General features: G+C 36.8%; 30 protein-coding genes. All 30 read left to right on the forward strand.

Going from position 1 to position 25,118, the window contains the following annotated elements:
* The 30 genes from fliI to CALKRO_RS02510 all read left to right on the forward strand — a co-directional run bounded on the left by fliI (position 1) and on the right by CALKRO_RS02510 (position 25,063).
* A complete protein-coding gene (fliI, locus tag CALKRO_RS02365) occupies positions 1-1,296 on the forward strand; it encodes a flagellar protein export ATPase FliI (protein ID WP_013429521.1) in 1,296 nt (431 codons plus the stop codon).
* Positions 1,297-1,323: 27 nt separating this feature from the next.
* On the forward strand, positions 1,324-1,782 hold the full coding sequence (gene fliJ, locus CALKRO_RS02370) for a flagellar export protein FliJ (protein WP_013429522.1): 459 nt from the start codon (positions 1,324-1,326) through the stop codon (positions 1,780-1,782).
* On the forward strand, positions 1,769-2,590 hold the full coding sequence (locus tag CALKRO_RS02375; protein WP_013429523.1) for a MotE family protein: 822 nt from the start codon (positions 1,769-1,771) through the stop codon (positions 2,588-2,590). Before fliJ ends, CALKRO_RS02375 begins: the two co-directional genes overlap by 14 nt.
* 44 nt (positions 2,591-2,634) lie before the next feature.
* Positions 2,635-4,173 (forward strand): flagellar hook-length control protein FliK, encoded by a 1,539-nt coding sequence (locus CALKRO_RS02380; protein WP_013429524.1) that lies wholly within the window; start codon positions 2,635-2,637, stop codon positions 4,171-4,173.
* Positions 4,174-4,185: 12 nt separating this feature from the next.
* On the forward strand, positions 4,186-4,680 hold the full coding sequence (locus CALKRO_RS02385) for a flagellar hook capping FlgD N-terminal domain-containing protein (RefSeq protein WP_013429525.1): 495 nt from the start codon (positions 4,186-4,188) through the stop codon (positions 4,678-4,680).
* A gap of 5 nt (positions 4,681-4,685) precedes the next feature.
* Positions 4,686-5,048: a TIGR02530 family flagellar biosynthesis protein gene (locus tag CALKRO_RS02390; RefSeq protein ID WP_013429526.1), complete on the forward strand. Its 363-nt coding sequence runs from the start codon at positions 4,686-4,688 to the stop codon at positions 5,046-5,048.
* 126 nt (positions 5,049-5,174) lie between these two features.
* Positions 5,175-6,641: a flagellar hook protein FlgE gene (locus tag CALKRO_RS02395; RefSeq protein ID WP_013429527.1), complete on the forward strand. Its 1,467-nt coding sequence runs from the start codon at positions 5,175-5,177 to the stop codon at positions 6,639-6,641.
* A gap of 114 nt (positions 6,642-6,755) precedes the next feature.
* Positions 6,756-6,983, forward strand: a complete 228-nt coding sequence (locus tag CALKRO_RS02400) for a flagellar FlbD family protein (protein ID WP_013429528.1) — start codon at positions 6,756-6,758, stop codon at positions 6,981-6,983.
* A complete protein-coding gene (locus tag CALKRO_RS02405; protein ID WP_013429529.1) occupies positions 6,980-7,450 on the forward strand; it encodes a flagellar basal body-associated FliL family protein in 471 nt (156 codons plus the stop codon). Before CALKRO_RS02400 ends, CALKRO_RS02405 begins: the two co-directional genes overlap by 4 nt.
* A gap of 22 nt (positions 7,451-7,472) precedes the next feature.
* The gene (gene fliM / locus CALKRO_RS02410; protein WP_013429530.1) at positions 7,473-8,462 is read left to right on the forward strand and encodes a flagellar motor switch protein FliM; all 990 of its coding nucleotides are present in this window, start codon (positions 7,473-7,475) and stop codon (positions 8,460-8,462) included.
* Complete coding sequence (fliY, locus tag CALKRO_RS02415) at positions 8,459-9,595, forward strand: flagellar motor switch phosphatase FliY (protein ID WP_013429531.1); 1,137 nt, start codon at positions 8,459-8,461, stop codon at positions 9,593-9,595. The genes fliM and fliY overlap by 4 nt, the downstream gene beginning before the upstream one ends.
* An 89-nt stretch (positions 9,596-9,684) precedes the next feature.
* Positions 9,685-10,047: a response regulator gene (locus CALKRO_RS02420; RefSeq protein WP_013291202.1), complete on the forward strand. Its 363-nt coding sequence runs from the start codon at positions 9,685-9,687 to the stop codon at positions 10,045-10,047.
* Positions 10,048-10,079: 32 nt separating this feature from the next.
* Positions 10,080-10,475: a FliO/MopB family protein gene (locus CALKRO_RS02425; RefSeq protein WP_013429532.1), complete on the forward strand. Its 396-nt coding sequence runs from the start codon at positions 10,080-10,082 to the stop codon at positions 10,473-10,475.
* Complete coding sequence (fliP, locus tag CALKRO_RS02430) at positions 10,459-11,220, forward strand: flagellar type III secretion system pore protein FliP (RefSeq protein ID WP_083789240.1); 762 nt, start codon at positions 10,459-10,461, stop codon at positions 11,218-11,220. Before CALKRO_RS02425 ends, fliP begins: the two co-directional genes overlap by 17 nt.
* A gap of 23 nt (positions 11,221-11,243) precedes the next feature.
* Complete coding sequence (gene fliQ, locus CALKRO_RS02435) at positions 11,244-11,513, forward strand: flagellar biosynthesis protein FliQ (protein ID WP_013429534.1); 270 nt, start codon at positions 11,244-11,246, stop codon at positions 11,511-11,513.
* 22 nt (positions 11,514-11,535) lie between these two features.
* Positions 11,536-12,318: a flagellar biosynthetic protein FliR gene (gene fliR / locus CALKRO_RS02440; protein ID WP_013429535.1), complete on the forward strand. Its 783-nt coding sequence runs from the start codon at positions 11,536-11,538 to the stop codon at positions 12,316-12,318.
* On the forward strand, positions 12,315-13,415 hold the full coding sequence (flhB, locus tag CALKRO_RS02445) for a flagellar biosynthesis protein FlhB (RefSeq protein WP_013429536.1): 1,101 nt from the start codon (positions 12,315-12,317) through the stop codon (positions 13,413-13,415). Before fliR ends, flhB begins: the two co-directional genes overlap by 4 nt.
* Positions 13,412-15,448 carry a flagellar biosynthesis protein FlhA gene (gene flhA, locus CALKRO_RS02450; RefSeq protein ID WP_013429537.1) on the forward strand — a complete coding sequence of 679 codons (2,037 nt, stop codon included), beginning with the start codon at positions 13,412-13,414 and terminating at the stop codon, positions 15,446-15,448. Before flhB ends, flhA begins: the two co-directional genes overlap by 4 nt.
* Before the next feature lie 2 nt (positions 15,449-15,450).
* Positions 15,451-16,569 (forward strand): flagellar biosynthesis protein FlhF, encoded by a 1,119-nt coding sequence (gene flhF, locus CALKRO_RS02455; RefSeq protein WP_013429538.1) that lies wholly within the window; start codon positions 15,451-15,453, stop codon positions 16,567-16,569.
* The gene (locus tag CALKRO_RS02460; protein WP_013429539.1) at positions 16,566-17,462 is read left to right on the forward strand and encodes a MinD/ParA family protein; all 897 of its coding nucleotides are present in this window, start codon (positions 16,566-16,568) and stop codon (positions 17,460-17,462) included. Before flhF ends, CALKRO_RS02460 begins: the two co-directional genes overlap by 4 nt.
* Before the next feature lie 15 nt (positions 17,463-17,477).
* The gene (locus CALKRO_RS02465; protein WP_013429540.1) at positions 17,478-18,179 is read left to right on the forward strand and encodes a flagellar brake protein; all 702 of its coding nucleotides are present in this window, start codon (positions 17,478-17,480) and stop codon (positions 18,177-18,179) included.
* A gap of 52 nt (positions 18,180-18,231) precedes the next feature.
* Positions 18,232-20,232: a chemotaxis protein CheA gene (locus CALKRO_RS02470; protein WP_013429541.1), complete on the forward strand. Its 2,001-nt coding sequence runs from the start codon at positions 18,232-18,234 to the stop codon at positions 20,230-20,232.
* A gap of 30 nt (positions 20,233-20,262) precedes the next feature.
* Complete coding sequence (locus CALKRO_RS02475; protein ID WP_013429542.1) at positions 20,263-20,685, forward strand: chemotaxis protein CheW; 423 nt, start codon at positions 20,263-20,265, stop codon at positions 20,683-20,685.
* A gap of 5 nt (positions 20,686-20,690) precedes the next feature.
* Positions 20,691-21,308 carry a chemotaxis protein CheC gene (locus CALKRO_RS02480; protein ID WP_013429543.1) on the forward strand — a complete coding sequence of 206 codons (618 nt, stop codon included), beginning with the start codon at positions 20,691-20,693 and terminating at the stop codon, positions 21,306-21,308.
* 3 nt (positions 21,309-21,311) lie between these two features.
* The gene (locus CALKRO_RS02485; protein ID WP_013429544.1) at positions 21,312-21,794 is read left to right on the forward strand and encodes a chemotaxis protein CheD; all 483 of its coding nucleotides are present in this window, start codon (positions 21,312-21,314) and stop codon (positions 21,792-21,794) included.
* A 17-nt stretch (positions 21,795-21,811) separates the two neighbouring features.
* Positions 21,812-22,003, forward strand: a complete 192-nt coding sequence (locus CALKRO_RS02490; RefSeq protein ID WP_013429545.1) for a hypothetical protein — start codon at positions 21,812-21,814, stop codon at positions 22,001-22,003.
* Between the two features lie 23 nt (positions 22,004-22,026).
* Positions 22,027-22,767, forward strand: a complete 741-nt coding sequence (locus CALKRO_RS02495; protein ID WP_013429546.1) for a FliA/WhiG family RNA polymerase sigma factor — start codon at positions 22,027-22,029, stop codon at positions 22,765-22,767.
* 36 nt (positions 22,768-22,803) lie between these two features.
* Complete coding sequence (locus CALKRO_RS02500; protein WP_013429547.1) at positions 22,804-24,189, forward strand: DUF342 domain-containing protein; 1,386 nt, start codon at positions 22,804-22,806, stop codon at positions 24,187-24,189.
* A 48-nt stretch (positions 24,190-24,237) separates the two neighbouring features.
* Complete coding sequence (locus tag CALKRO_RS02505) at positions 24,238-24,501, forward strand: hypothetical protein (protein WP_013429548.1); 264 nt, start codon at positions 24,238-24,240, stop codon at positions 24,499-24,501.
* Between the two features lie 31 nt (positions 24,502-24,532).
* Positions 24,533-25,063 carry a DUF6115 domain-containing protein gene (locus tag CALKRO_RS02510; protein WP_013429549.1) on the forward strand — a complete coding sequence of 177 codons (531 nt, stop codon included), beginning with the start codon at positions 24,533-24,535 and terminating at the stop codon, positions 25,061-25,063.
* Positions 25,064-25,118: the final 55 nt, after the last annotated feature.

A 25,118-nucleotide genomic window follows, 5' to 3' on the forward strand; every position in this document is an offset into this window, starting at 1 on the left:
ATGATTGAAAAACTAAAATCAAAGATTGAAAATGCAAACTTTTACCAGTTCACAGGGTTTGTTAATCAGGTTATAGGTCTTACAATAGAATCACAGGGTCCGGCTGTTAGTATAGGGACTCTGTGCCGCATAAAAGCTGCAAAGACAGAGACCTTGGCAGAGGTTGTAGGGTTTAAAGAAAATAAAGTGCTTTTGATGCCGTACTCTGACCTTGTAGGTGTTTTTCCTGGCTGCAAGGTGATTGCACAGGACAGCATGTTTGAGGTGAAGGTGGGAAAAGAACTTTTGGGAAGAATCCTTGACGGTTTGGGTCAACCAATCGATGGCAAAGGCGAGATAAAATCTAAGATAAAGTACCCTGTTGAAAACAGGGCGCCAAACCCCCTTGAAAGACCCAGAATAGACACCATAATGCCCCTTGGGATAAAGGCAATAGATACTCTTTTGACAATTGGCAAGGGACAGAGAGTTGGGATATTTGCAGGAAGCGGTGTTGGCAAAAGTACCCTTCTTGGCATGATTGCCCGAAATGCAAAGGCAGACGTCAATGTTCTTGCTTTGATTGGTGAAAGAGGAAGAGAGCTAAAAGAGTTTTTGGAAAAGGATTTGAAAGAAGAAGGGCTTAAAAGGTCTGTTGTAGTAGTTGCAACCTCTGACGAGTCGGCACTCAAAAGAGTTAAGGCAGCATATGTTGCAATGGCAATTGCAGAGTATTTTCGCGACCAAGGACTGGACGTTCTTTTTTTGATGGATTCACTTACAAGGTTTGCAATGGCACAAAGGGAGATTGGGCTTGCAATTGGCGAACCGCCAGTGTCAAGAGGGTATACACCATCTGTGTTTTCTATCATGCCAAAGCTTTTGGAGCGTGCGGGAAAGAACCAGAAAGGATCTATCACAGCTCTTTTCACTGTGCTTGTTGACGGTGACGATTTTAACGAGCCTATTACTGACACAGCAAGGGGTATTTTGGATGGGCACATTGTGCTGTCAAGGGCGATAGCTAATAAAAACCATTATCCAGCAATTGATGTGCTTGCAAGCATTAGCAGGGTGATGAACGATATTGTTGAGCCTTTTCACAGAGATCTTGCGAACGAGACAAAACGAGTTTTAGCTGTGTACAGGGAAGCAGAGGACTTAATAAACATTGGTGCGTATACCAAAGGTTCAAATCCGGAGATTGATAGAGCAATTGAACTTGTGCCACGGATAAACCAGTTTTTAAGACAGGATGTTGACGAGAGGTTTGAGTTTGAAGAGGAGATTGATATGCTAAAAGCTATAATTTCCTAACACACTTTTTGAAGGGTTGAAAAGAAAATGGAAAAGTTTAGATTTGACCAGCTTTTGAGTATAAAAACGCAGTTTGAAGAAATAAAAAAGAGTGAGCTTGCCAAGCAAAATCAGATTTTGAATGAATACATTGAAAAAAAACTTGAACTGGAGGAAAATATAAAAAAGGCAAGAGAAGATCTAAAAAGTCTTTGCTTGAATGGTTTTTCGCCCCAGCAGATGAAGGTTTATTCCCAGTTTTTAAGCATGCTAAAAAAAAGAGTAGACGTTCAAAATCAGTTAATTTACTATCAGCAAATAAGAGTTGAAGAGAAGAAAAAAGAGGTAATTGAAAGTATGATAGAAAAGAAAAAGTTCGAAAAGTTAAAAGAAAGGTATTTGATAAACTTAATGAATAAGATAAAACAGCTTGAAAACAAGGAACTTGACAGAGTGGTGTCATACAAAATCTACAAAGGTATAGGTGATAGAAGTGGCAGAAACTAAACTTGTTGAGGATTTGACAGTTGAAAATATGCCAAAAAAGAAAGAGAAGAAAAAGAGAAAGGGTTTATTAGTATTCTTGGTAATTTTTCTAATTCTTGCTGGAGCGTCATTTGCCACAGTGCATTTTAATCTTTTTGGTGCAAAGACTGCTTTAGATGGGATTTTAAAGAAGACTCCTTTTGCAAAAAGTGCAAATAAGACACAGACTGTGGATATGCAAAAGGTTTATGAAAAGCAGATTGCTGACCTTCAAAAACAGAAAGAGGCTCTGCAATCAAAACTTTCTTTGCTGGAAAAACAAAATGCTGATTTGCAAAAGAGAATAGAAGATTTGACGATGAAAATAACAGATCTTACTTCAAAGCAGCAAGATATTCAAAACAGGACAAAATATTTTGCAAGTTTGCTTCAAAATATGGACTCAAAAAAAGCTGCAAAGATAGTTGAGAACTTGTTAGACACAAATAGTCAGATGGCAAATGATGTGCTTTCAGCTATACCGTCTGAGACTGCATCGGAGATACTATCAAATATTGCACCTGAGAAGACGATAAAATTATTAGGGATTTCAAACTCAAATCAAAAGACAAATTCTGAAGATATCTCTATTTTGACAAACATCTATAAAAACATTGACCCGAAAGTTGCAGCGTCAATATTTGAAAATATGATGAGTGATAATACAAAATATACATTAGTGGTTAGAATATTAAAGTCACTTGATACAAAGACATCTTCGCAGATAATTAGTAATATGAGCGCTGAAAATGCTGCAAAGGTTACGTCCAGCCTTTCAGCATTTAGATAATCTAAAATTTGAAATTTTAACAAGAAAGGAGGGAGAAAGATAAGGTGGGCACACAGAACATTGTTAACACTAATATGCTGTTTTTAAAAACATTCTCTGCGACATCAAAGACAAAAGATAGGCAGGAAAACAGTATATCATTTAAAGATGTTTTCAAAAAGGCATCTGACATTGCAAAAAATACGGACAAAAAAAGTAATGGTTTGCAAAAAAATGTAGAAGAAAGCTACAGAGCAGCTATTGTAACTTCTAAAAGACAAGTTCAAAATGAGAACCAAAACTTACACGTAGACACACCTTTTTCTAAAGAATTGCCAGACGGTACAAATTCAGACTTAGAAAACAGGGCTGAAATTCAATCATTGCAAGCTCAGATGATGGAATTTTTACAGCTAATTTTTAATTTACTACAAAGCGGTGAAAGCTTGGACAAGTTTAATTTAGACAAGCTTTTTCAGAATAGTAGCATCCAAGGGACAGACTTTTTAAATTTGCAGCTGCAATCACTAAAGATGGAAGGGGATTTAGATCAATATTTAAATTTAAACATTAATCAAAGCAATAAAACAACAATTACGAAAATTTTACACAATATATTGCAAAAAATGGTTAAAGATACTCAAAATCAGCAAGTTCAAAATTTTATCTATGTGCAAGGAAGTGAAGTTAATCAAGAAAATATTTTTGAGTTGTTAAAAAAGGTCTTGCTTGAAAAAGAAGGGGAAAAACAGATATTTGATGTTAAATCGGATGATAATTCATGGGTTAAAAGTTTTATAAATTTTTTTGCACAGGAAGATCAAAGCTTCAAAGTTTTGTCTGAAGCAAGTGGTGGCAAAGAGATTTTAAATAATGTTTTAAATGAGCTTGAGAATATTGCTAAAAGATTAAATGGGCAAAAAATAGTAGATAGTTTTAATATGGAGAGTCCAGAGAGAGTACAAATAGCCGAAAAAGAGAACAGCAATTTTAATGGTATAGGTTCAAATGATGGTGATTTTAACAAAGTTTTTTCAACCTTGTTGAAAAAAGATGAAGGCAGTAGCATAAATGACCAAAAAGGAGAAGTTAAAACCTTAGATTTGAGACAGCATGCTTTTGCTTTTCAGAACAAGGTAGAGAATATAGAGAACACAACACCTTCCCAAAATGACAGAATAATGAAAGATCTCAGAATGTCTATAATTAATCAGCTTGCAGAAAAAATTTCTGTAGTCAGTAGACAGAATTTGACTACATTGCAGGTGAGCATAAAACCTGAGTGGCTTGGAAGTGTTGTGATTGAACTGAGCAAAGATAGTAGCGGAAAGATTTTTGGAAATTTCATTGTAACAACGCCGCATGTTAAAGAAATCATAGAAGGGTCACTGAATAGTCTTCTTACTATACTCAAAGACCAGGGAATAAACATATCACAACTTAATGTAAGCTTGGGAGGAAATTTTACTGGTCAGCAGAATCAAGAACAGCAGAGGTTTTCTCAAAGAAGAAATTTGATTGTTCAAGGTAATGAGGAGAGTATCAGAAGTATAGAGAGTTTGATTTATGAGATAAATGAAAGTATTCTTAACTTGAAAGCTTGAGGTGAAAAAGAGATGCCCGACTTAATTGTAAGTAATAATACAAATATATCAAATTCAACTCAAGGTTCAGCTACATCATTGGGTAAAAATGTTCTTGGCAAACAGGAGTTTTTAAATCTTTTAGTCACACAACTAAGGTATCAGGACCCATTAAAACCAATGGAAGACAAAGAATTTGTTGCTCAGCTTGCTCAGTTTTCTGCGCTTGAACAGATGCAAAACTTGAATGAGTCATTTGAATTTTTGAAAGCTCAGAGCATGATAGGAAGATATGTTGTAGCGACAAATCCGGCAGACACATCAAAGACCATAGAGGGGAGAATTGACAGTATAAGAGTAGATGGTAGCAAGGTATATTTAAAAGTAAACGGCACCGAAGTACTTTCTGATAATGTAAAAGAGGTTTATCATTCTTATTCTGAGGAGGTTATATCAAGTCTTCTAAGTAAAGTACCTTCAAAGGAAGACCTGCTTGAGATACTAAGCTCCTTGCAAAAGGGAGAATGAGATGGATGACAGTAAATAATAATATAAAAGGTATTACTGGTGGGAAACTTGAAGGTTTTGTTTCAACTAATCCAAAGAAAGCAACAGAAAGTTTTGCAAGTATTTTTTCTCAAACGCTTAAAATCTCAAAACATGCAAGCGAAAGGTTAAAATTTCAGAATATAAATTTGGATGAGGTTACCTTAAGCAAGCTTGAAGAGGCTGTGAAGAAGGCTGAGCAAAAAGGTCTTAAAAATGATGTACTGGTTTTAGATGGGAACAAGGCGTATATAGTAAATATTAAAAACAAGGTTGTTGTGACTGTAAAAGATGTGTCAGGCTTGAAAGATAACATATTCACAAATATTGATGGTGTGCTGATGATTTAAAATTGACAATGGGGGATGGACCTGAAAAGTAGGAGGTCCCCCAATTAAAGGGCCTTTCTGACTGACAGAAGGAAGGCCCACAAAAAGGATGCAATTTCAGATGAAAAGGGGGATTTTATTAAAGCCATGATGAGGTCAATGTTTTCATCTATCTCTGCCCTCCGCGCTCACCAGACAAGAATGGACGTTATTGGTGATAACATCGCCAATGTAAATACAGTGGGGTTTAAGTCAAGCAGAGTGACATTTGCCTCTGTATTTGCTTCTGTTTTAAAATCAGCGTCAGCACCAGATACAGCGTCAGGTCGAGGCGGGTCAAACCCTATGCAGATTGGTCTTGGTGTGTCGGTTGCCTCTGTTGATATGAACATGACAAGAGGAAGCCTTCAGAGAACAGATAATCCAACAGACCTTGCAATTGAAGGTGATGGATTTTTTGTTGTGGGAGGGGACGGGAAAGCTCCGCGATTCACCAGAGCGGGGAATTTCAGTTTAGACAAGATGGGGAATTTAGTGACAGCAACAGGATTAAATGTTCTGGGATGGATGTATGACCCTGTAAACAATCAAATTGATACAACAAAATCGCCTTCAAAGATCAACATACTTGCATTTCCAACTTTACCTCCAAAGGCAACAGATAAGATTAGTTTTGACGGGAACCTAAGCGCGGATACAAAAATATATTCAGGTCAAATAACAAAATTTGAAGATTTATTGAACGTGCCTGCCGATAGCAAATATTCAACAAGTTTTAAGATTTTCGATTCACAGGGCAAAGAACACACGTTACAGCTCACTTTTATAAAAACAGGCGATAACACATGGGAATGGTTTGTGGATGCTCCGAGGGTAAAGAAGAATATAGGTACTGCCCAAAATCCACAAGAAGCGTATGTATATGTTGATGATATGATAGAGGCAAACAATGACTATGACAACTTTATTGCAAGAGGAACAATAACATTTGGACAAGCAGGAAAGGTGCTTGATGATGAAAATACACCTGATGTAGAAGGAATTGCTATAACAGGTGGAAGGTTTATTAATACACAAGACGGTACATTTACAATTAATTTCAAGAACAGTGTTGTGAATCCTGTTACATTAAAAGTTAATAGTTCTCAATTTGATGTGAATGATGCCACAAACATTGCCTTTTTCTTGAAGAATATAACTCAATTTGGTAATATGGAAAGTTCAATAAGAGTTGCGCAGATGACAGGGTACAGTGCAGGAAGTCTTCAAGGATTTAACGTTGATGCATCAGGTAAGATAACAGGTGTATATTCAAATGGTTTGAACCAGCTAATTGGTCAGATTGCGATTGCAACATTTGCAAACCCTGCAGGACTTCAGCGAATAGGCGATAATCTTTATATAAACACAGTAAACTCAGGTGACCCTGAGATTGGTACACCTGGTTCTGGCTCAAGAGGTACAATATCTCAGGGAACGCTTGAGATGTCAAATGTGGACTTAGCAAAAGAATTTACAGACATGATAGTAACTCAGAGAGGGTATCAGGCAAACGCAAGGGTGATAACTGCATCAGATGAACTTTTGCAGGATTTGGTCAATATTAAAAGGTAAATAAGTGAAAAGTAAGGGAAGGAGAAAAAGATACAGTGTAATATCTTTTCTCCTTCCCTTGCAAAAAGACAGATGTATTTTTTCATTTCAATATCTTTAAGAGGTTGATTGTGTATGATAAAATTGAGAAGGATAAACAACAAAGAGTTTGTGGTAAATGCAGATTTTATAGAGTTTGTGGAATCCACACCAGATACTGTTATAACCCTCACAAACGGTGTAAAACTTGTTGTGAAAGAGTCTGTAGATGAAGTTATTGAAAAGGTCATTGAATATAAAAAGAGAATTTTTGAGGGTATTATATTTAATATACAACCTATGCAAAAGGAGCATGAAGGATGAAAGGCGAAAAGATGAACTCAATAATTCTTATTTTACTTGTTCTGCTTCTTCTAATGATGGTGGGGATGGGAATAGGATTTTTGACTGTTGTGAAAAATCTATCACCTACTTCGTCAGCTGCAAAGACTACTACAGTTGAGAAAAAACCAGAAAAGCTTTATACATACGATGTTAACGACGGTAAAGCTCTTATGAGCAACCTGCAGGATACTCAAACAAATGCAGGAAGAATTATTAGAGTGACAGTCCAACTTGAGGTGACAGACAAGAAACTTCCTGAGACTATGAAGGAGAAAAACATAGTAATTGCTGATATAATCGACAGTGTTTTGAGAAGCAAGACAGCAGATGAGCTTTTAAAACCTGAGGGGAAAGAAAAGGTCAGAAAAGAAATTAAAGACAGGTTAAATGAGATATTTGGGAATAAGGTATACAATGTAAACTTTGGTGAGTTTATAATCCAGTAAATAAGGTGGTGAAAGTAAGAATATGGGCGATATACTGTCTCAGAGTGAAATAGATGAGCTTTTGCGTTCTCTTACATCTGGTGAACTTTCAATCGAAGAGATTCAAAAACCAAAACAAGAAAAGAATGTAAGGGTATATGATTTTAAAAGACCAAGTAAGTTTGCAAAAGACCATTTGAGGACCCTTCAAATGATATTTGAAAACTACGCCCGGATTGTCACCACCTTTTTATCTGGGTATTTAAGGACAGTTGTTCAGATGGACGTTTTGTCGGTTGAACAACTGACATATTATGAATTCAGCAATTCTCTTTCCAATCCAGTTGTGATGGGTATTGTAAATTTTTCGCCATTAAAAGGAAGTATTGTATTTGAGATGGCACCAGAGATTGCGTTTGCCATGATAGATAGAGTCCTTGGAGGGTTTGGCAAAGGAATAGATAAAGTGAGAACTTTTACGGAGATCGAGCTTGCACTGATAGAAAGGCTACTTCAACAACTCATCAATTATTTCCAAGAAGCGTGGGAGAATATTGTTGATCTTAGACCACGGCTTGAAAAGATAGAAACAAATCCACAGTTTACCCAGATTGTATCACCTAATGAGACAGTAGCACTTGTTACAATTGCCATGAAAGTTGGCGAGGCAGAAGGGATGGCGAATATCTGTATTCCGCATATGGTGATAGAGCCGATAATGCCAAGGCTTTCAACAAAGTTCTGGTTTTCAACATCTGCAAAAGAGTCATCAGAGGAGACAAAAGAGTATTTACAGAAAAAAATTGAAAGAACGAGGGTTACAGTGAAAGCGGTGCTTGGCAGAACACAGATTACAGTCAGAGAATTTTTAGAGCTTCAGGTGGGTGATGTACTGAGGCTTGACAGAAGAAAGAACCAGGAGATAGAAGTTTTTGTCGGGAACAAATTAAAATTTTATGGTGTTCCAGGACGAAAAGAAGGCAGGATTGCAGTAAAGATTACACGAGTAGAAGAGGGGGAGGATTTTAGATGAGCGATTTGCTCTCTCAGGACGAAATAGACGCTCTTTTGCGGGGAATGAGCGAAACATCACCATCATCACCTACGATATCTGACCAAGACAAAGATGTTTTAGGCGAAATTGGAAACATCTCAATGGGCACAGCAGCCACTACGTTAAGCATTTTACTGAACCAGAAGGTAAACATTACAACACCAGTTGTGAGCATTTTAAAATGGGATGAGCTTCCCAGGGAGTTTCCTGTACCATATGTTGCAATAAAGGTTGTTTACAAGGAAGGGCTTGACGGCGTAAATCTCCTCATTCTTAAAAAAGAGGATGTTGAAATTATTGCAGACCTTATGATGGGCGGTACAGGTCAAATTGAGTTTACTGATGAGCTGACAGAACTTCAGCTTTCGGCAATACAGGAAGCAATGAACCAGATGGTGGGTTCTGCTTCCACATCGCTTTCTTCCATGCTAAATTTAAAGATTGACATAAATCCGCCCGAAGCCTTTGTGATTGATTTTGCCCAGAATGCCGAAGAGATGATACCTGAGCTAAAAAGAGCTGACGAGATTGTCAAGGTAGCTTTTCGGATGACCATAGGAGATTTGATAGACAGCCAGATTATGCAGTTGATACCTGTTGACTTTGCAAAACAGCTTGTGGATGCTATGCTCAAAAATACACTTGGTACACCTGCGCAGTCAGAAACATCAACACAAACTCAGCAAGAGACTTTGAAGGAAGAGGTATTAAGACAAACTTTTTCTCAGACTACAAAGAGTCAGAAGAAAGCATCACAGCCTTCTTACACACCGCCACCACAGAGGACAGAGCAGCCGCAACAAGTTTATAATGTTTCGCCTGTGCAGTTTGAAAGTTTTGATGAGGAAGAGGAAAGAAGGTATCCTGAGAACATTGAACTCATTTTGGATGTGCCGCTTGAGATAACTGTCGAGCTTGGAAGGACACAGAAACTTGTAAGAGAGATTTTGGAATTTTCAACAGGGTCAATTATTGAGCTTGAAAAGCTTGCAGGTGAGCCTGTTGACATTTTGGTAAACGGAAAAGTCATAGCAAAAGGCGAGGTTGTGGTAATTGATGAGAATTTTGGTGTGAGGATAACTGATATTGTCAACCCATCAAATAGATTATAAAATATAAATAAGTTATTTTTTCGTGTTCAAGATTTAAACTTTAAAACTACAATTAAAAAAAAGAACTACATTGAAAAGGAGAGAGATTGATGGCAAAAAGGATTCTGATAGTTGATGATGCAGCTTTTATGAGAATGATGTTAAAAGATATTATTACAAAAAACGGTTACGAGGTTGCAGGAGAGGCAGAAAACGGGGCTAAGGCTGTGGAGATGTACAAAGAACTAAAACCTGACCTTGTTATGATGGACATCACAATGCCTGAAATGGACGGGATTCAAGCTGTAAGAGAAATAAAAAAGATAGACCCACAAGCAAAAATAATCATGTGTTCTGCTATGGGTCAGCAGGCAATGGTTATAGAATCTATTCAAGCAGGTGCACGTGATTTTATAGTAAAACCGTTCCAGGCAGAGAGAATTGTTGAAGCAATCAAAAAAGTGCTTGGGTAAAAATAGATTTTTGAGGAGATAAAAATATAAAAATGGAACTTGGAATTAGGATAGTTTTTGCACTGGTAGTTATATGTGTTCTCATATACATTACCTACTATGTACTTAGGATTGTGAACAAAAAGATGCTTGGCAGGAAAGGGGAATACATTAAGATAGTTGACCTTCTTCCCCTTTCTCAAGATAGTATACTTGTGCTTGTTGAGATTGGTGACAAGGTTATTTTGCTTGGTAAGACACAAAAGAGCATAACATTTTTGAAAGAGTTCAGCAAAGACCAACTGTTCAATTTAGGTGAACAACATCACAGTTTTAAAAACATAATTGATAATCAGATAAACTCTTCTTTTGAGATGAAGAACAAGGTATTAAACCTTTACAACCTAATTAAAGACAGTGAAGGTAAAGAGGATGATGAAAAAAAATAAATCTCTTTATATTATATCGACACTACTTTTAATTTTGATAACCACATGTACAAAAAAAGAGATAGCCTTTGCAACAGCAAGCCTTAATATAAATCTTGGTAATCCGCAAAATCCAAATGATGTATCGTCTGCCCTGCAACTTATAATATTTCTTACCATCCTAACCCTGGCACCGTCTATTCTGATAATGATGACATCATTTACGCGCATACTTATTGTTCTTGGATTTATTCGAAATGCGCTTGGTACCCAGCAAATGCCGCCGAACCAGATTTTGATTGGGCTTGCACTGTTTTTGACCTTTTTTGTAATGGCGCCTGTGACAGATAAAATTTATACTCAGGCTTATCAGCCATACATAAATGGAAGAATAACATCCCAAGAAGCTCTCAAAAGGGCAGAAGAGCCTTTAAAGGAGTTTATGTTAAAAAATACGCGCAAAAAAGACCTTGACCTTTTTGTAAAGCTTAGCAATGTAAATCCAAATACAAATGTAAAAGACCTTCCACTAAGAGTTGTAGTTCCTGCTTTCATAATAAGCGAGCTCAAAAGTGCGTTCGAAATGGGGTTTTTAATATATGTGCCATTTTTAATAATTGATATGGTTGTAGCAAGTATTCTGATGTCAATGGGAATGCTTATGATTCCACCTGTTATGATATCACTACCATTCAAAATTTTGTTATTTATTTTAGTTGATGGTTGGAATTTGGTTGTAGAGTCGCTTGTGAGAAGTTTTAAATGAAAGAAAAGTGAGAAGATGTAAAGATGGATACAACGGTTGTGCTTGAGATTGCAAGACAGGCAATTTTAACAGCATTTTATGTTGCGGGGCCTATTTTGCTTATATCAATGGTAGTAGGTATAGTTGTATCAATTTTGCAGGCAACTACTCAGATAAACGAACAGACACTCACTTTTGTGCCAAAACTGATTGCAATTGCACTTTCGCTTTTGATTTTCGGACAGTGGATGCTCACAAAAGTGATAGAATTTACGAGATATTTGTGGACAAATATTAACCAGTTTGTAAAGTAAATCTTTTTAAGGAAGAACTCTTATGACAGATATTATTAACGCTTTTTTAAATAGTTCATATATATTTTTTCTTGTACTTGCAAGGATGAGTGGTCTTTTTATAGTCTCACCAATATTTGGTAGAAGAAATATACCTGCGTATTTTAAAATTGGTTTTGCTTTTTTCTTAAGCTTACTTGTTGTCTCAACTTACAGATTTTCTTACAGTGCACCTTCCAATTTGCTGGAGTATATATTTGTAGTGATTAAAGAATTCATTGTTGGGCTTTTGATAGGGTATATATCATACATGATATTTTCAGCTATACTTTTGGCGGGTCAAATCATTGACAATGCAATAGGTTTTGGTATGGCAAACGTCATTGACCCTATGAGTGAGGTTCAGGTACCTCTTTTAGGAAACTTTTTATACCTTTATATGCTTGTTGTCTTTTTTGGAACAGACGCTCATCATCTTCTTATAAGAGCTGTAATTTATAGCTACAAGCTTGTACCTATTGGATATGAAGGTTTTAGAAGAGAATTTACTTGGAATTTTTTTAGATTTTTTTCAGAGCTTTTCTTGATAGGTGTTGAGATAAGCCTGCCAATTTTAATGAGCATGCTTATTGTGGACATAATTTTAGCTGTGTTGTCACGAGCAGTTCCACAGATGAATGTGTTCATGGTAGGGCTTCCTATAAAGATTGCAATTGGTTTTTTGGTGCTTGTTATAATTTTTCCTTTCATGAACAAGATGATATTTGTACTAATTGACAAAATAGCTGTATATACTTTTGAAACCTTGAGAGGGGGCATCAGGTGAAGTTAAAATTTGATATCCAGTTGTTTTCTGAGGCAAGTGCTAAAACTGAAAAGGCCACCCCCCGAAAACGTCAGGAAGCAAGAAAACGTGGTATGGTAGCAAAAAGCAGAGAGGTTACCTCTGCTTTTGCTTTATTGATAAGTGTACTTTTTTTAAAGTTTGGTTATTCTTTAATTATCGTTCCATTGCAGCAAGGAAGCAAATATTTTTTTAGCAATTTGAATTATAGTTTAGAAGATATAAGCGATGCAAGCAAACTTTTGAGTTTTATAATTACAACTTCTTTGAAGATAGTTCTTCCATTCTGCGTTACAATTATGTTTGTGGCAGCAATTGTAGAGTGGGCACAAAGCAGTTTTCTTATTACAGGGCAGTCGCTTAAAATGAGTTTTCAAAAGATTAATCCTATTGAAGGATTTAAAAGAATATTTTCAATTAATTCGGTTGTTGAACTTATAAAGTCTGTACTAAAAGTTCTGATAATAGGATACACAGGTTATTGCTATACACAGACTTTTGCTAAAAAGCTTTTAGAGATGTATGAGATGAATGTGTTTACAATTGTCAGGTTTTCATTTGATTCAGCTATTAATTTGATTTTATGGATGGCAGTAATGTTTTTTGGAATAGCTGTGATAGATTTTATTTTTCAGCGCCAGCAGTATGAAAAAAAGCTAATGATGACAAAGGAAGAGGTAAAGGAAGAGTTCAAACAGACAGAAGGGAATCCCCAGATAAAGTCCAAGATAAGAGAAAGGCAGAGAAGGATTTCTCTTCAGCGTATGTTTCAGCAGCTTCCCAAGGCAGATGTTGTTATAACTAACCCGACACACTATGCGGTTGCTCTTTTATATGAACCTGAAAAATTTGACGCACCGAGAGTGATTGCAAAGGGTAAAGATTACATAGCCCAAAAGATAAAACAGGAGGCAATAAAACACAGGATTGAAATTGTTGAAAATAGAGAGCTTGCAAGGGCTCTTTATAATATGTGTGAGGTTGGCGATTTCATTCCGCCAGAACTTTATCAGGCAGTTGCAGAAGTCTTAGCATATGTATACAGTCTTAAAAATTACCAGAAGGTGAATACAAGATGAATTTTAAAGGTGCGACTTTTTCTGTATTTGCGATAGTAATAGTATTGTCGATGATACTTCCCATACCACCGAGTTTGCTTGACGTTTTGATTGCTGTCAACCTTTCACTTGCACTTGTTATATTCTTAAACAGCATAAACATAAAAGAAGCTTTAGATTTTTCAGTATTTCCATCACTTCTTCTATTTACAACATTGCTCAGGCTTGCTTTAAATATCTCCACAACAAGACAGATATTAACTGGGCAAGGTGAAAATGTTAGGATAGTATATACTTTTGGGAATTTTGTTATAGGCAGCAACATTGTTGTTGGTGTAATAATATTCTTTATTATAATCATCATCCAGTTTATAGTGATAACCAGAGGTGCTGAGAGGGTATCAGAGGTTGCTGCCAGATTTACACTTGATGCAATGCCGGGCAAACAAATGGCTGTGGATGCAGACCTCAATGCAGGGATAATAACTGAAGATGAAGCACGAGAGAGGAGAAAAAAGATTCAAAAAGAGGCAGACTTTTATGGTGCAATGGACGGTGCGAGCAAGTTTGTCAAAGGTGACGCTATTGCGGCAATATTAATTACTTTTATCAACGCGCTTGGCGGACTTATAATTGGTGTTGCTATGAGAGGCGAAGATGTCACCGAGGCTATACAAAAATATCTTCTTTTATCTGTAGGGGATGGAATTGCAGCTCAGATACCCGCACTTCTTATTTCAACTGCCACAGGAATTGTTGTGACAAAAGCAGCAGATGAGAGCAAGCTCTCAGAAAGTCTTATAAAACAGTTGTTTGAGTTTCACCCAAAAGTGCTCTACACTGTGGGAGGTATTTTAGCAGTACTTGCTTTAATTCCAACAATGCCAAAACTTTCGCTATTTTTCTTATCTGGGGCTATGTTTGCTATGGGGTTTAGAATGAATAGTAGTCTGAAAAAGATAGAGAGTATTGAAGAAAAACAGGTTGAACAGAAAGAGGTTGAAGAACTAAAGAAACCTGAAAATGTTGTAAATCTTTTATATGTCGACCCTATTGAGGTTGAGTTTGGATATGGAATAATTCCTCTTGCTGACAAAGAACAGGGCGGAGACCTTTTAGAAAGGGTTGTTATGATAAGAAGACAACTTGCGCTTGAACTTGGGATTATTGTTCCCACAATCAGGCTCAGGGACAACATGGCACTCAAACCTTACGAGTACAGGATTAACATAAAAGGTGTTGAAGTGGCTAAAGCAGAGCTTATGAGTGACAGTCTTCTTGCAATAAATCCTGGTTTTGTCACAGAACAGATAGAAGGTATACCAACAAAAGAGCCTGCGTTCGGGCTTGATGCACTATGGATTCCATCTTCAATGAAAGAAAGAGCCGAGATGGCAGGGTACACTGTGGTTGACCTTCCATCTGTTATAGCAACTCACCTTACAGAGATAATAAGACGCCATGCTCATGAGCTTTTGACACGGCAGGATGTACAAAAACTGATTGACAATGTCAAGGAAATAAATCCTGTTGTAGTTGATGAACTCATTCCAAAACTAATGACAGTTGGGGAAGTTCAGAAGGTTTTGGCAAACCTTTTAAAAGAGCGGATTTCAATAAGGGATATGGTTACCATATTAGAGACACTTGCTGACTGGGCACCAACGACAAAAGATACTGATATTTTGACAGAATATGTGCGTCAGGCAATGTCAAGGTATATCACTAAAAAGTATGTATCTGGTAATGTACTCGAAGCGGTTACTCTTTCTCCTGAGGTTGAAGATATGATAATGAATTCTATACAAAAGACTGAACAGGGAAGTTTTTTAAACCTTCCGCCTGATTATATTCAAAAACTTATAAACAATCTCAGCAATATTTTAGAAAAGCTGGTAAGCGCGTCATCACAACCAATTGTTATTTGTTCGCCGATAGTTAGGATATATTTTAGGAGGCTTATAGAAAATATATTTCCTGATGTTGTAGTACTTTCGTACAATGAGATACTGCCCAGTGTGCAGATTAAAACAGTTGGGATGGTGGAAGTTTAAAGATGAGAATCAAGAGGTATTTGGCACATGATATGCAGGAAGCATTAATAAGAATAAAAGCAGATTTGGGTAAGGATGCTGTTATACTTTCAACCAAAAAGGTAAGACAAAAAGGTCTGTTTGGTTTTTTCAAAAGACCCTTAATAGAGGTTACAGCTGCATGCGAGGATGAAAAGATAGTCAAAAAAGAGGAAGAATCTATAAAACAGGAAAGTTTGGCATTGAGTCTCCAACTAACCCAGATAAAAGAACTTGAAAGAAAGATTGATTCTCTTGAAAAGATTTTAAAAGAGGTTATAAAGAAAGAGCAGGAAGAAGATATTAGTCAAACAAAAGAACTTAGTAAGAAAAATTTTATTGATGTTATGAGAGAAAATTTAATAAAAAATGGCGTGGAAAGTGAAATTATAGATATGCTGTTTTCAAACCTAAGCGGAGAAGCTTCAATAAACAACGTAGTAAACAATATATACAAGGAAATAAAGAATATGCTCGGAGTGGCAGCACCACTTTCATTCAACTCAAAAATTCCAAAGATTGTGTTTTTTGTAGGGCCAACAGGTGTTGGCAAGACAACCACAATTGCCAAGATTGCTGCTAAACTCATGTTTGAGGATGGGAAAAAGGTAGGATTTATTACAGCAGATACATACAGAATTGCTGCGGTTGAACAGCTTAAGACATATGCTGAGATTATGAATATCAAGACTAAGGTGTGGTATGAGGTGGACGAGTATGATAGAATAATTGAAAACTTTTCTGACTCAGATGTAGTTCTTGTTGACACTGCGGGAAGAAGTCACAAGAATCAGGAACATATGGACGAACTAAAAGCGTTTGTCGCTAAGGCAAATCCAGATGAAGTGTTTTTACTTCTTAGTGCAACAACCCAGCCGTCGGTGTTCAAAGAGGTGGTGAATACCTATTCATTTTTAAATGATTATAAAGTTATCATAACCAAAGTAGATGAAGTATCAACTTATGGGAACATATTAAATATCCGCTACTTTACACAAAAGCCAATTGCGTATATAACGACTGGTCAAAATGTACCTGATGATATTGAACAGTTTAACCCTGAACAATTTGCAAAACTTATCATAGGGAGTAAGGTTTTATGAGAGATCAGGCACAGGGGCTGAGAAACCTTGTAAGAAAAGCTGAAATTTGTACAAATATTCCTGCCTATCAAGGTACGCAATCAAAGGTTGTGACCATTACAAGTGGTAAAGGCGGTGTTGGCAAGACAAATCTTACTGTTAACTTGGCAATTGCTTTGAAAAAGATGGGTAAAAGAGTGCTCATAATTGATGCTGATTTAGGACTTTCAAATGTTGAAGTTTTGCTTGGAACGTCGCCCAAATACAATGTAAAAGATGTCTTGGAAGGCAAGAAAGATATATTTTCAATTGTGGAAGAAGGGCCGCTGGGTATCAATTTTATATCAGGTGGTTCAGGGATAGTTGACCTTGCCAATTTGGATGAGGAGAGGCTTTTGAGGTTAATTGAGTGTGCCCAGCTGATAAATAAATCGTTTGACGTAGTTCTCATAGATACAGGTGCGGGGATTTCAAGAAATGTTATGGAGTTTGTAATGATGTCAGATGAGGTGATTGTAATTACAACTCCAGAACCTACCTCTATCACAGATGCTTATGCTATAATAAAGGCAATTATTGCGAGAGATTTTAATCATAAAATAAACCTTTTGGTAAACAGGGTAAATGGGGTCAAGGAAGCAGAAGAGATTTTTTTTAGACTAAATAGCGTGATTAAAAGGTTTTTGCAAAGAGAAGTAGAATATATAGGGTATATAGAAGAAAATAGTATTGTTTCAAAATCAGTTATCAAACAGGTACCATTTATGATATCATATGAAAAGAGCAACATTTCACGACAGGTTGAAAATGTGGCATTGAAACTTGTAAAATCTTCTGAGAATGTTGAGGAAAAAAATCAGGGTGGTTTTTCACGGTTTATTGACTCAATTATCAAAAGACTTCGTGAAAAATAAAAGAGGGGGCTTTTTATGCAAAAGATTTTCAAAGTAGGTGATAAGATTGAAATTGTCAGAATAGACAGACGCACGTGGGAAGAAAAGGATGTGCAGTATATTTCCAAAATTGCCGATATAAAAGATGAGTATTTTTATATCTTCACGCCCATAAAAGAAGGAGTTTATGTAACATTTTACATTGATGAGATTTTGAGGGTGTACAAGGTTTCAAGCGACGGTGTGTGGATGTTTGATGGAGTTGTTGAGGAGAGGTTTAAAGAACCAGAATACATTGTAAAAGTCAAGCAGATATCTGATGTTAGGAAAATCCAGAGAAGAATGTTTTTCAGACTTCCAATAAATTTAGATATATTTGTTAAGGTTTTAAACTCTGATAAAATGTCAAAGGAAAATACACATGAAGATTGGGCAGCAGATGACTTTTCAGAAGGGAAAATTGTAAAAGCCCTCACAAAGGATATCAGTGGTGGAGGTGTTTGTTTTATAGCACAAGAAGAGTTTGAAATAGGTGACCTAATCTTGGCCAAGATACCAATTGAACAAGAAGAGCTTATCTTAAAAGCACAGATACTTAGAAAAGAAAGGGTGCAACACCCGACGTACAGGTTTATGTACGGCTGCAAGTTTGTTGAGGCAAGACAAAATGAAATAGACAAAATAGTGAGGTTTATTTTTGCTCAGCAACAAAAGATGAGACAAAAGGGTCTGCTTTAAGAATTAATACCCAAAAAAGCTTTTTGTGCAAAAGAAGGAGAGTGATGAAAAAATGGATATGTCTCAGTATCTTGGAATGTTTATAGAAGAGGCAAGAGACCACATTCAAAGCCTTAACGACAATATGCTAAAACTTGAAGAAAACCCGGAGGATTTGCAAATTGTAAATGAGATTTTCAGGTCAGCCCATACTTTAAAAGGCATGGCCGGCACAATGGGATTTGTTAACATGCAAAAACTTACACATGCGATGGAAAATGTTCTTGCTGCTGCACGCGATGGCAAGTTAAAAGTAAATCCTAATATCATGGATATTCTTTTCAAGACAGTTGATGCGCTTGAATCATACTTAGATGTTATAATTGCAACAGGTACAGAAGGACAAGAGGCAAATTTGCATCTTGTCAATGCTTTAAATGCTATTTTAGGGAAACCTGCCGAAGATGTGGCGGTGTCTTCAGCAACAAAAGCAGGTAAGAAATATGAATATGATGAGTTTGTTGTAAGAGCAATAGAACGTGCATGGGACCAAGGGTTTAATGTTTACAGATTTGATGTTGAGCTTGACCAGAACTGTCTTTTAAAATCTGCACGTGCATACCTTGTTTTCAGAGCGGTTGAGGAACTTGGTGAAATTATTCATTCTAAACCCTCAGTTCAGGACATTGAGGATGAAAAGTTTGATTTTGAGTTTTCTATTACCGTTATAAGCAAGCAGCCGATTGAAAAAATAAGAGATAGAATTCTTTCAATTTCAGAGATAAGAGAAGTAAAAGCCCTTGAGATAAAGTCTGGCGAAGTAAGTATGGCAGAAGAAAAAGAGGAGATTGAAGAGGTACAGCAAGAGACACAAGTACAGGAAACTGTAAAGGTTGTAAGACAGCAGAAACAAGAATCTTTGCAGAAGACAAGCAAAACAGTTAGAGTTGACATTGAAAGATTGGATGTTCTTATGAACTTGGTGAGCGAGCTTATTATAATCAAAAGCCGAATAGAGGGACTTGCAAAAAAGTATAACGATAGACAATACGAAGAGTCTATTGAGTATTTGGAGAGAATTACAACAAGTTTACACGATGCTGTAATGAAGGTACGAATGGTCCCGGTTGAAAGGGTATTTTCACGTTTTCCAAGGATGATGAGAGATTTAGCAAGAGAACTTGGAAAGGAATTTGAGCTTGTAATGTCTGGTGAGGATACTGAGGTTGACAGGACTATTGTGGACGAGCTTGGAGATCCTCTTATTCATCTTCTGAGAAATGCTGCCGACCATGGAATAGAAGACCCTGATGAGAGGGTCAAAAACGGCAAACCAAGAAGTGGGCTTATTAAACTTTCAGCTTATCATGACGGGAACAATGTTGTCATTGAGGTTGAAGATGATGGCAAAGGAATTGATTTAGAAAAGGTAAAGCAAAAAGCGATAGAAAAGGGGCTTTTGAAAGAGGACCAAATAGAATTGACAGAGCAGGAAATAATAGATTTTCTGTTTATGCCGAGCTTTTCAACAAAAGACAAGGTTACAAACCTTTCTGGACGTGGTGTTGGACTTGATGTTGTAAAGACCAAGATTGAACAGCTTGGTGGAATGGTTGAAGTGAAGACACAGAAAGGAAAAGGGACAAAGTTTGTTATACGACTTCCGTTAACTCTTGCTATCATTCAGGCATTGCTTGTCACTGTACATGATGAGATATATGCAATTCCTGTTGCATCAATCAGAGAGATTGTGGATGTTGCAAAAGAGGATATAAAGGTTGTTCAAAAAGGAAAGGAAATAATCATGCTGAGAAATCAGGTGATTCCAATAAAGCATTTACATTCTATTGTGGGGTTAGAGCCAGTTCTTGACAAGAAGAAATTTACAGTTGTGATAGTAAGACGTGGCGAAAAACTGACAGGAATCATTGTTGACAAACTTTTAGGACAACAGGATATTGTTATAAAATCGCTTGGAAAGTATTTAGAGGGAATTAGACTCATATCAGGTGCAACAATCCTTGGCGATGGGTCTGTTGCAATGATACTTGATCCTAACATGCTTACAGTGTAAAAGAAAAAAGTATAGAGGTGAAAAAAGAAGATGGAACAATATTTAGTTTTCAGGCTTGCGGATGAGCATTATGGACTGAATGTGAACAATATAGAGAATATTGAAAAACTAATGCCAATAACCCGTGTACCTCACACAAAGCAGTATGTAAAAGGAGTAATAAATCTTCGTGGTGAGATTGTACCAGTGATAGACCTTCGTGAAAAGATTGGTGTTGAGAAAGAGGAGTTTGGTGAGGAGACAAGAATTTTGGTTGTTAACTGGAAAGGCGAGTTCAAGGTAGGACTGATAATTGACGAGGTTTTAGATGTGGTATATCTTTCTAAAGAGGATTTTGACCAAGCAACAAGGGACAGGAATGAGTTTAAATTTTCGATTGCAAAGTACAATGGGATGCTCATAAACATCATAAACCTTGAAGATGTGCTTTTTGAGAAAGCCGAGGAGGTTTAATTTTTATGAATTTGTCAAATAACGAAATGAACGAAATGTATTTAGATGTATTAAAAGAGCTGGGGAACATAGGAACAGGTAACGCGGTGTCAGCTCTTGCCATGATGATAGGCAGGAAAATAAACATGAAGGTTCCTGTTGTAAAGATGGTAAAGCTCCAAGAAGTTCCAGAAATACTTGGCGGGGCAGAGATTCCTGTAGTTGGAATCTTATTGAATGTAGAAGGCGATATAGAAGGATTTATCATGTTTGTTATGTCTCAATCATCTGCCCACCTTCTTGTAAACATGTTATTGGGCACAACTTTGAATGGGTACAGTGAATTTACTGATATAGAAAAGTCTGCTTTGATGGAGATAGGAAACATTTTAGCAGGGGCGTATTTAACAGCACTATCAACTCTCACAGGTTTTAAAATGATTCAGTCTGTTCCGCAGCTTGCTGAAGACATGGCAGGTGCAATTTTAAGTTTTCCTGCCATTCAGTTTGGTGAAACTGGTGATACTGCGCTTTATATCGAAACAGAGATTTTTGAGGAAAGCAATAGAATTGTTGCTGATTTTTTCCTTATACCAACAATAGAGTCATATCAAAAAATGTTAAAAGCACTGGGAGTAGCATAAAAGATGATGGAGATTATAAAGGTAGGCATGGCAGATTTGAATGTTACAGGCTATCCAAACGCTCTTACTACACTTGGACTTGGTTCTTGCGTTGGGGTGTGTATATACGACACAAAGACAAAGATAATAGGTATGATACATATTATGCTTCCTTACAGCTGGGGTGTAAAAAATAATACCAATCCTGCAAAGTTTGCAGATACAGGTATACCACTACTAATAGAGAAGATGGAAGAACTTGGTGCTGCAAAAAAGAATATGCTTGCCAAACTTGCGGGCGGAGCTCAGATGTTTGAGGTAACACGTTCTGAGTTTATGAACATTGGAAAAAGAAATGTGGAGGCTGCTAAAAAAGTTTTACAGGAACAAAATATACCCATTGTGGCAGAAGATACTGGAGGAAATTATGGTAGAACAATCATATTTTACTCAGAAGATGGTAGACTTGAAATAAAGACAATAGGCAAGGGAACAAAAACAATTTAAAGGAGAAGACTTGAAAGTTGAAAGGGGAGCAACTATTACCTGAGATTTTAGCACTTGTAGGTGGAAGTATTGTTCTTGTTACATGTCTTGTTACAAGGAAGTCTGGAGAGTATACATTTTTTGCAACTGCTTTAGTGTCGATTATAGGTTATGTGTTTGGAAGTATAGTTAAAGATATATTGAATGACAACAAGGACCATAATCCTTAAATAGCTGAGAGGTACGAATAGGTATGGATGATGCACTTTTGTGGGAAAAGTTTACAAAGACAAAAGACCCTAAAATAAAAGAACAACTTATAATAAAATACATGCCACTTGTAAAGCTTGTGGCTGGCAGGATGGCCATTTATTTTGGTGGTAATGTTGAGTATGATGACTTGGTAAGTTATGGTTCAATTGGTCTTCTTGATGCAATCGAAAAGTTTGATAGTCAAAAAGGAGTCAAATTTGAGACGTATGCATATACAAGAATAAAAGGAGCAATAATTGACTGTGTTAGAAACCAGGATTTTTTGCCACGAAGCATTCGACAGAAAGCAAAAGAGATAGAAAGGGCTTACATTGAGATAGAAAAAGAAGGTAAAACCCCGACAAATCAAGAAGTTGCTAAGAGAATTGGAATTTCTGTAGAGGAACTTCAGAAACTGCAAGACAGGATATCCAGTGGGATGATTATTTCACTGGAAAGTTTTTTAGAACAGAATTATGAAAGCAAAATTGGCGGGCTTGAAGATTTTGTGTCCCAGCCAGAACATTTTATAGAGAATGAAGAGCTTAGAAAAGTGTTGAGGCAGCAGATAGATAATCTTATGGAGAATGAAAGGATGGTAATAGTGCTTTATTACTATGAAGATCTTAGCATAAAAGAGATAGCAAAAGTTCTGGGCGTATCTGAATCACGTGTAAGTCAGCTTCACACGCGAGCGCTTTTAAAACTCAGAAGTGCATTACAAAAGTATTTGGAAAAATAATATTTATTTTTTTGCGGGGAAAGGGGAAAGATTGAGATGTCAAGTGAACAAAAAGTTGATATAAAGGTTATGGTAACATCTGATAGGCTAAAAGCAAGTGTGGTGCTTGTACAAAATCAAAATGGTGTGGATTTGACGTTTGAAAATGTGATGAATAAATTGAGGGAAAATAAAATTACGTTTGGGATTGATGATGAAGCTATAAAAAAACTTGTTGAAAATCCCATTTTTGGAACACCTATTGTGGTTGCGCAAGGGAAACCACCTGGCAAACCTGTTGATGGAAAGCTCATATATCATTTTGATATCAAACGTGAGATAAGGCCCAAAGAACTTCCTGATGGAAGAGTAGATTACAAGGACTTGGGAATTGTTCAGAATGTGCGAAAAGATGATGTTCTTGTTACAATGATAGACCCTGTTGATGGAGAAAATGGTATGGATGTTTTTGGAGGGGTGATAAGAGGACAAAAAGGGAGAAAGTTAAATCTTCCAAGGGGAAAAAATACATACATAGATTCTGATGGGCATACATTAAAAGCTGCGTGCGATGGTCAGGTGTGCATCATTGAGGGCAAGGTCACAGTTTTAAACACATTGGAGATTAACTCTGACATAGACAATTCAACAGGTAACATAAACTTTGTTGGCAATGTTCATATAAAAGGGAGTGTGCTATCTGGTTTTAAGGTTGTTGCTGAAGGAAATGTAGAAGTAGATGGTATTGTTGAGGCAGCTGAAATTGAGGCAAAAGGGAATGTAGTGCTGCACAAAGGGATTACAGGTATGGGCAAAGGCAGAGTTGTTGCTGGCAAGAGCGTTTTTGCAAAGTTTATAGAGAACGCTACTATTGTTGCTGGTGAAGATGTTCAGGCAGAAGCAATTGTTCACAGTGACGTAAAGTGCGGGAATAAACTTATTCTTGTTGGCAGGAAAGCTTCTATTGTTGGTGGGTCTTGTAAGGTTGGCAAAGAGGTTGAAGCAAAGGTAATAGGTTCGTATCTTTCCACCGCTACTGAGATAGAAGTTGGGGTTGACCCTCTGATGGTGGAAAGATACAGAGAGATAAGGAGAGAGATGTCAGAGTTAAGAGAAAATATAAAAAAATGTGATCAGGGAATTGAGGTTTTGAGGAAGATAGAAGCAGCAGGTCTTTTGACAGACGAGAAAAGAGAAATGCTTCAAAAGTTTACAAGGTCAAAGATTACGGCATCAGAAAAATTAAAAGAATTGCAGAGTGAATTTGAGGAGATTGAAAAAAGACTTGAGGAGAGAAACGAGGGGATTGTTAAGGTTCAGGATACCATTTACCCTGGGGTTAAGATAACCATAGGAAATGTGTGCAAACTTATAAAGGAGCCAGTAAAATATTGCAAGATTTACAGAGAAGATGCTGATATAAAGATAGCGCCGTATGCTTAAAGTTGAGGATTTTTATTGCTTTTGTAGATAAGAGGGAGATGGTGAAAGATGAATATAAGACCAATTGATGTAAAGATTTTGTATCCCAAATCGACAGAGGTGTCACAGGTTGTGCTTGGGGAGCAGCAGAAAGAGAATATGCTAAGGCACATAAATAGCCAGAAAAACCAGGCAAAAGTAGATGAAGATTTGAGAAGGGTAAGAGAAAAGGATAATGTATCTGAGATTAGGCTTACCCAAAAACAGGAAAGAGAAAAACAGGAACTCAAAAAATCTAAAAAGCAACAGAAGGGATTTGATATTAGAATATAAAGTTTTGTGCAGAGGAGAAGATAAGAAGAAAATGGACGCCTATGTAATCTTGTTTATATTTTTTGGGTTAATTATAGTATTGTGGTCGTTGAGGTCGATAAAAAAGGATATAGAAAGAGGCGAGAAGATTTTACATGAATCAGAAAAGGCTCAAAAAACTCTATCACAGCTTTTGAGTGAAGCCATTGAGACAGTTGAGGAATTGGACAGTTTTGGAGAATATATTATTGAAAGAATAGAAAACAAGGTAAGATGGGCAAAAGGTGAGATTTTAGATATTGAAAAAGCACCAGTCAAGGGAGATACTGAACATCTAAACACTGAGGAAAAAGTTGAAAAGTCAGATCAGACAAAATCTTATGCAGGAAAAGAAGATTTTATTGAACCTGGCAAGGATATGCAAAGAGATGAAGGCAAGAAACATTCAAAAGAAGAACTTTACAGAAAGGCGGTTGAGCTTTACAAACAGGGGTATACAGTAGATGAGATTGCGTCGAGCTTAAATATTGGCAAGGGAGAAGCAAAGCTTGCTATAAGGATAGTTGGGAGGGAGAGAAGCTGAAGTGGTACAAGTTTTTTCTATTGGGGATAGGAGTTGGATGGGTACTTGGTGTTTG

Origin of the sequence: Caldicellulosiruptor kronotskyensis 2002 (assembly GCF_000166775.1) — a bacterium.
Lineage (GTDB): Bacteria > Bacillota > Thermoanaerobacteria > Caldicellulosiruptorales > Caldicellulosiruptoraceae > Caldicellulosiruptor > Caldicellulosiruptor kronotskyensis.

What these genes read in the sequence shown, in the direction of transcription:
- fliI (WP_013429521.1), top strand. Translation starts at nt 1, where the DNA reads ATGATTGAAAAACTAAAATCAAAGATTGAAAATGCAAACTTTTACCAG.
- fliJ (WP_013429522.1), top strand. Translation starts at nt 1,324, where the DNA reads ATGGAAAAGTTTAGATTTGACCAGCTTTTGAGTATAAAAACGCAGTTT.
- CALKRO_RS02385 (WP_013429525.1), top strand. Translation starts at nt 4,186, where the DNA reads ATGCCCGACTTAATTGTAAGTAATAATACAAATATATCAAATTCAACT.
- CALKRO_RS02390 (WP_013429526.1), top strand. Translation starts at nt 4,686, where the DNA reads ATGACAGTAAATAATAATATAAAAGGTATTACTGGTGGGAAACTTGAA.
- CALKRO_RS02395 (WP_013429527.1), top strand. Translation starts at nt 5,175, where the DNA reads ATGATGAGGTCAATGTTTTCATCTATCTCTGCCCTCCGCGCTCACCAG.
- CALKRO_RS02400 (WP_013429528.1), top strand. Translation starts at nt 6,756, where the DNA reads ATGATAAAATTGAGAAGGATAAACAACAAAGAGTTTGTGGTAAATGCA.
- CALKRO_RS02405 (WP_013429529.1), top strand. Translation starts at nt 6,980, where the DNA reads ATGAAAGGCGAAAAGATGAACTCAATAATTCTTATTTTACTTGTTCTG.
- fliM (WP_013429530.1), top strand. Translation starts at nt 7,473, where the DNA reads ATGGGCGATATACTGTCTCAGAGTGAAATAGATGAGCTTTTGCGTTCT.
- fliY (WP_013429531.1), top strand. Translation starts at nt 8,459, where the DNA reads ATGAGCGATTTGCTCTCTCAGGACGAAATAGACGCTCTTTTGCGGGGA.
- CALKRO_RS02420 (WP_013291202.1), top strand. Translation starts at nt 9,685, where the DNA reads ATGGCAAAAAGGATTCTGATAGTTGATGATGCAGCTTTTATGAGAATG.
- CALKRO_RS02425 (WP_013429532.1), top strand. Translation starts at nt 10,080, where the DNA reads ATGGAACTTGGAATTAGGATAGTTTTTGCACTGGTAGTTATATGTGTT.
- fliP (WP_083789240.1), top strand. Translation starts at nt 10,459, where the DNA reads ATGATGAAAAAAAATAAATCTCTTTATATTATATCGACACTACTTTTA.
- fliQ (WP_013429534.1), top strand. Translation starts at nt 11,244, where the DNA reads ATGGATACAACGGTTGTGCTTGAGATTGCAAGACAGGCAATTTTAACA.
- fliR (WP_013429535.1), top strand. Translation starts at nt 11,536, where the DNA reads ATGACAGATATTATTAACGCTTTTTTAAATAGTTCATATATATTTTTT.
- flhA (WP_013429537.1), top strand. Translation starts at nt 13,412, where the DNA reads ATGAATTTTAAAGGTGCGACTTTTTCTGTATTTGCGATAGTAATAGTA.
- flhF (WP_013429538.1), top strand. Translation starts at nt 15,451, where the DNA reads ATGAGAATCAAGAGGTATTTGGCACATGATATGCAGGAAGCATTAATA.
- CALKRO_RS02460 (WP_013429539.1), top strand. Translation starts at nt 16,566, where the DNA reads ATGAGAGATCAGGCACAGGGGCTGAGAAACCTTGTAAGAAAAGCTGAA.
- CALKRO_RS02465 (WP_013429540.1), top strand. Translation starts at nt 17,478, where the DNA reads ATGCAAAAGATTTTCAAAGTAGGTGATAAGATTGAAATTGTCAGAATA.
- CALKRO_RS02470 (WP_013429541.1), top strand. Translation starts at nt 18,232, where the DNA reads ATGGATATGTCTCAGTATCTTGGAATGTTTATAGAAGAGGCAAGAGAC.
- CALKRO_RS02475 (WP_013429542.1), top strand. Translation starts at nt 20,263, where the DNA reads ATGGAACAATATTTAGTTTTCAGGCTTGCGGATGAGCATTATGGACTG.
- CALKRO_RS02480 (WP_013429543.1), top strand. Translation starts at nt 20,691, where the DNA reads ATGAATTTGTCAAATAACGAAATGAACGAAATGTATTTAGATGTATTA.
- CALKRO_RS02485 (WP_013429544.1), top strand. Translation starts at nt 21,312, where the DNA reads ATGATGGAGATTATAAAGGTAGGCATGGCAGATTTGAATGTTACAGGC.
- CALKRO_RS02495 (WP_013429546.1), top strand. Translation starts at nt 22,027, where the DNA reads ATGGATGATGCACTTTTGTGGGAAAAGTTTACAAAGACAAAAGACCCT.
- CALKRO_RS02500 (WP_013429547.1), top strand. Translation starts at nt 22,804, where the DNA reads ATGTCAAGTGAACAAAAAGTTGATATAAAGGTTATGGTAACATCTGAT.
- CALKRO_RS02505 (WP_013429548.1), top strand. Translation starts at nt 24,238, where the DNA reads ATGAATATAAGACCAATTGATGTAAAGATTTTGTATCCCAAATCGACA.
- CALKRO_RS02510 (WP_013429549.1), top strand. Translation starts at nt 24,533, where the DNA reads ATGGACGCCTATGTAATCTTGTTTATATTTTTTGGGTTAATTATAGTA.